General features: G+C 69.9%; 4 protein-coding genes. All 4 read left to right on the top strand.

What is annotated here, in order from left to right; genetic code table 11:
• Positions 1 to 838, top strand: an 838-nt coding sequence (locus tag ACOJSF_RS07520; protein WP_420141595.1) for an enoyl-CoA hydratase/isomerase family protein, incomplete at its 5' end; no start/stop codon positions are given.
• 60 nt (positions 839 to 898) lie between these two features.
• Positions 899 to 1672, top strand: a complete 774-nt coding sequence (locus tag ACOJSF_RS07515) for an enoyl-CoA hydratase (protein ID WP_420141594.1) — start codon at positions 899 to 901, stop codon at positions 1670 to 1672.
• A 64-nt stretch (positions 1673 to 1736) separates the two neighbouring features.
• Positions 1737 to 2621 carry a 3-hydroxyisobutyrate dehydrogenase gene (gene mmsB / locus ACOJSF_RS07510; protein WP_420141593.1) on the top strand — a complete coding sequence of 295 codons (885 nt, stop codon included), beginning with the start codon at positions 1737 to 1739 and terminating at the stop codon, positions 2619 to 2621.
• Between the two features lie 562 nt (positions 2622 to 3183).
• On the top strand, positions 3184 to 4115 hold a 932-nt coding region (locus tag ACOJSF_RS07505), incomplete at its 3' end, for a M48 family metalloprotease (protein ID WP_420141592.1).

Raw genomic sequence — 4115 nt, 5'->3', positions numbered from 1 at the left:
GGAAAGCGCGAAGGGCGACGGGACGGCGGCGCGGTCCTTCTTCTTCACCGAATACCAGCTCAACCACCTGCTGTTCAGCTACGCCAAGCCGGTGGTCGCGATGCTCGACGGGGTGGTGATGGGCGGCGGGGCCGGGATCGGCCTGCCCGCGCGATACCGGATCGCGACCGAGCGGACATTGTTCGCGATGCCCGAGGCGACGATCGGGCTGTTCCCCGACGTCGGCGGCGGCTGGTATCTGTCGCGGCTGCCGGGGCGGCTGGGCCAGTATCTCGCGCTGACGGCGGCGCGGCTCAACGGGGCCGAATGCCTCGCGGTCGGGCTCGCCACGCATTACCTGCCGTCCGAGGGGCTGGAGGAGGTCAAGGCGCGGATCGTCGCCGCGCCGCGCGACGTAGGCGCGATTCTCGACGCAAGCGCGGTCGCGCCGCCGCCCGCGCCGATCCTCGCGCGGCGCGCCGATATCGACCGGCTGTTCGCGAGCGACCGGCTGGAGGAGATCCTCGCCGCGCTGGCCGACGATCCGGAGGAGTGGGCGCAGGCGACCCTGGCGGGGCTCCGGCTCAAGTCGCCGCAGGCGTGCAAGGTGGCGCTCCGCCTGCTGCACGAAAGCGCGCTGGGCACCGACTTCGCCGAGCAGATGCGCGTCGAATATGCGATCGCGACGCATGTTTCGATGCGGCACGACTTCATCGAGGGGGTGCGCGCGCTGCTGATCGACAAGGACAATGCGCCGCGCTGGAACCCGGCCGAGTCCGAGGGCGTGACCGAGCATATGCTCGACACGATCTTCGCGCCGCTGCCCGAGGACGAGCAATGGGAGCCGGTGCGGCTTTAGGGTTCGATCCAGCTATGCTGGATCGGGCCGGAACGGCCTTAGCGTGATAGGGAGCGGACGATGAGCTACGAGACGATCCTGATCGAGCGGCGCGACGCGGTGACTTTGGTGCGGCTCAACCGGCCGCAGGCGCTGAACGCGCTCAACAGCCAGGTGCTGGGCGAGCTGATCGCGGTGTTCGCGGACTATGACGCCGATCCCGGCCAGCGCTGCCTGGTGCTGACCGGCAGCGAGAAGGCGTTCGCGGCGGGCGCCGACATCAAGGAGATGCAGGCGCAGGGCTTCGCCGACATGTACGCGCACAATTTCTTCGCCGGCTGGGAGAAGGTGACCGCGACGCGCAAGCCGTGGCTGGCGGCGGTGGCGGGCTTTGCGCTCGGCGGAGGCTGCGAAGTGGCGATGATGGCCGACTTCATCCTTGCCGCCGACACGGCCAGGTTCGGCCAGCCCGAGATCAAGCTGGGCGTCGGGCCGGGCATGGGCGGATCGCAGCGCCTGACGCGCGCGGTGGGCAAGGCCAAGGCGATGGAGCTGTGCCTGACCGGCCGCATGATGGGCGCGGAGGAGGCCGAACGCGCGGGCCTGGTCGCGCGGATCGTGCCCGCCGCGGACTTGGTCGACGAGGCGCTGAAGGTGGCGGGCGAGATCGCCGCCATGCCGCCGCTCGCGGCGATCGCGGTCAAGGAGATGGTCAACACCGCGTTCGAAGGCGGGCTGGCGCAGGGCATCGCGTTCGAACGGCGGCTGTTCCACGGCCTGTTCGGGACCGCCGACCAGAAGGAAGGGATGGCGGCGTTCGTCGACAAGCGGCCGGGGAACTGGACCGGGCGTTAAGATCGTTCGTTAGGGGGATCGGCGCCGCATGGGCGCCCGTGCATCCCCGAATGGAGACGTCGGCGTGAAGATCGGTTTCATCGGGCTGGGCAATATGGGCGGCGGGATGGCCGCCAATCTGGCGCGCGCCGGGCATACGGTGCAGGCGTTCGACCTGTCCGAGCCTGCCTTGGCGCGCGCGGTGGAGGCGGGGTGCAGCCGGTGCGCCACGGCGCGCGAGGCGGCGGCGGGCGCGGACGCGGTGGTGACGATGCTGCCGGCGGGCGCCCACGTCGCGCAGGTCTATCGCGAGTGCGTGGTCGGCGCGGCGCCGTCGAGCGCGGTGCTGATCGATTGTTCGACGATCGATGTCGCGACTGCGCAGGTGATCGCCGCTTATGCCGCCGATCAGGGCTATCTGGCGGTCGACGCACCGGTTTCGGGCGGGATCGCGGCGGCGCAGGCGGGCAGCCTGACCTTCATGGTCGGCGGGCCGGACGCGGGCTTCGCGCGCGCCGAGCCGATCCTGGCGGCGATGGGCAAGGCGGTGATCCATGCCGGCGGCGCGGGGATGGGGCAGGCGGCCAAGATCGCGAACAACATGCTGCTCGGCGCGACGATGATCGCGACGTGCGAGGCGTTCGTGCTGGCGAAGGCGCTGGGCCTCGACCTCGCCACCTTCTACGCCATTTCGTCGCAGGCGAGCGGGCAGAGCTGGTCGATGACGAGCTATTGCCCGGTGCCGGGGGTCGGGCCGGAGACGCCGGCCGACCGCGACTATCAGGGCGGATTCGCGACCGCGCTGATGCTCAAGGACCTCAAGCTGGCGATGGCGGCGGCGCAGGATGCGGGCGCGAGCGTGCCGATGGGGGCGGCGGCCGAGGCGCTGTACCAGGCGTTCGTGAACGGGGGGAACGGCGCGCTCGATTGCTCGGCGATCATCCGGCTGCTGGAGGGGCGGGGGGCGTAGTTCGCCGCAGGCGGTAGGACGCCTGCCGTGCCCCCTCCGTCGCCCCTGCGGAGGCAGGGGCCTATGGCTCGTCCGGCATGCGGTGGTGGGGAGGCGTGAGAGATGGGCCCCTGCCGGCGCAGGGGCGACGTGATCTTTATGATCTCCGGCGGACGCGGGTGTGCGTGGCTCGGCGAAGAAGCTTTGCGACCGGTGCGTTCCGTCGTCCTGTCCGGCGACGGCGGGGGCATGCGGGATTGCTGCCTGATCGGAGGGGCGAACCCTTGCGATCGTGACGCCGCCCGCTTGCCCCGGCACGCGACGTCGACAGTCCAGAACCGCGGCGCGAAGCCGCGGACGAGACGGACTCATTTGGCGAAGCGCTTCCAGCATGTCGCATGAGACAGGCGCCCGCACCGGTCGTTCCCCGCGACCGAGGTCACGGGGCAGGCTTCGTTCCCCGCCCCGGCCGGATGCGAAGAAACGGGCGATCATGTACCCTATTTGTTCCGTTTTGTCAAGTCCAGCGGAACCTTGAAAGCGGCGGCGGTTTGAAAGCGTTGAAATCGAGAAGGGGTCCGTAATGATTCGCGTCACGTCCGCTGTGGTAATGGCAGGCGCGCTGGTCGCCGCGCCGCCGGCCGTCGCGCAATCCGGGCAGGTCCGCGCGATCACCCCGACCGAAAAGCAGCAGGGCGCGACGGCCAATCCGCAGCTGATCAAGGAGTTCGGCGGGGCCTATACCGGCCCGCAGGCGGCCTATGTCGAGCGTGTCGGCAAGAAGATCGCGGTGCAATCGGGGTTGTCGCGGTCGGGCAGCGACTTCACGGTGACGACGCTCAATTCGCCGATCGAGAACGCGTTCGCCATTCCGGGCGGCTATATCTACATCACGCGGCAATTGCTGGCGCTGATGAATTCGGAGGACGAGCTCGCCTCCGTCTTGGGGCACGAGGTCGCGCACGTCGCCGCGCGCCATTCGGCCAGCCGCAACAAGCGCGCCACGATCGGATCGATCCTCGCGGCGGGCGCGGGCATCCTGACGGGAAGCGACCTCGCCTCGCGCGCGGTGAGCACGGGCGCGCAGCTCTACACGCTGCGCTACGGGCGCGAGCAGGAATATCAGGCCGATTCGCTCGGCATCCGCTACATGACCACCGCCGATTACGATCCCTATGCGTCGGCCTACATCCTCGACGCGCTCGACGCGTCGACCAAGCTGGCGGCGCAGGCGGCGGGCCAGTCGGGGCGGTCGGTTCCGACCTGGGCCTCGACCCACCCGAACGGGCAGGACCGCGTCAACCGGGCCTATTCGCTGGCCGAACAGACGGGCCGCAAGCCGACCCCGTCGAGCCAGCAGGACACCACTTTCCTGCGGATGCTGGACGGCCTGCCCTATGGCGCGGTCGATTCGAAGACGGTGATCAGGATCGTCACGGTCGGGCCGCAGGACACGATCGCGTCGCTGGCGGCGCGGATGCGCGGGCAGCAGCTTCCGCGCGAACGCTTCCTGAC

The sequence above is a fragment of the Sphingomonas sp. genome, from assembly GCF_048594985.1.
In the GTDB taxonomy this organism is placed as follows: Bacteria; Pseudomonadota; Alphaproteobacteria; order Sphingomonadales; family Sphingomonadaceae; genus Sphingomonas_I.
This window is presented reverse-complemented; position numbering and strand designations above follow the sequence as displayed.

Excerpts from the sequence above, each read along its gene's own strand:
- ACOJSF_RS07515 (WP_420141594.1), top strand. The coding sequence starts at position 899 with ATGAGCTACGAGACGATCCTGATCGAGCGGCGCGACGCGGTGACTTTG.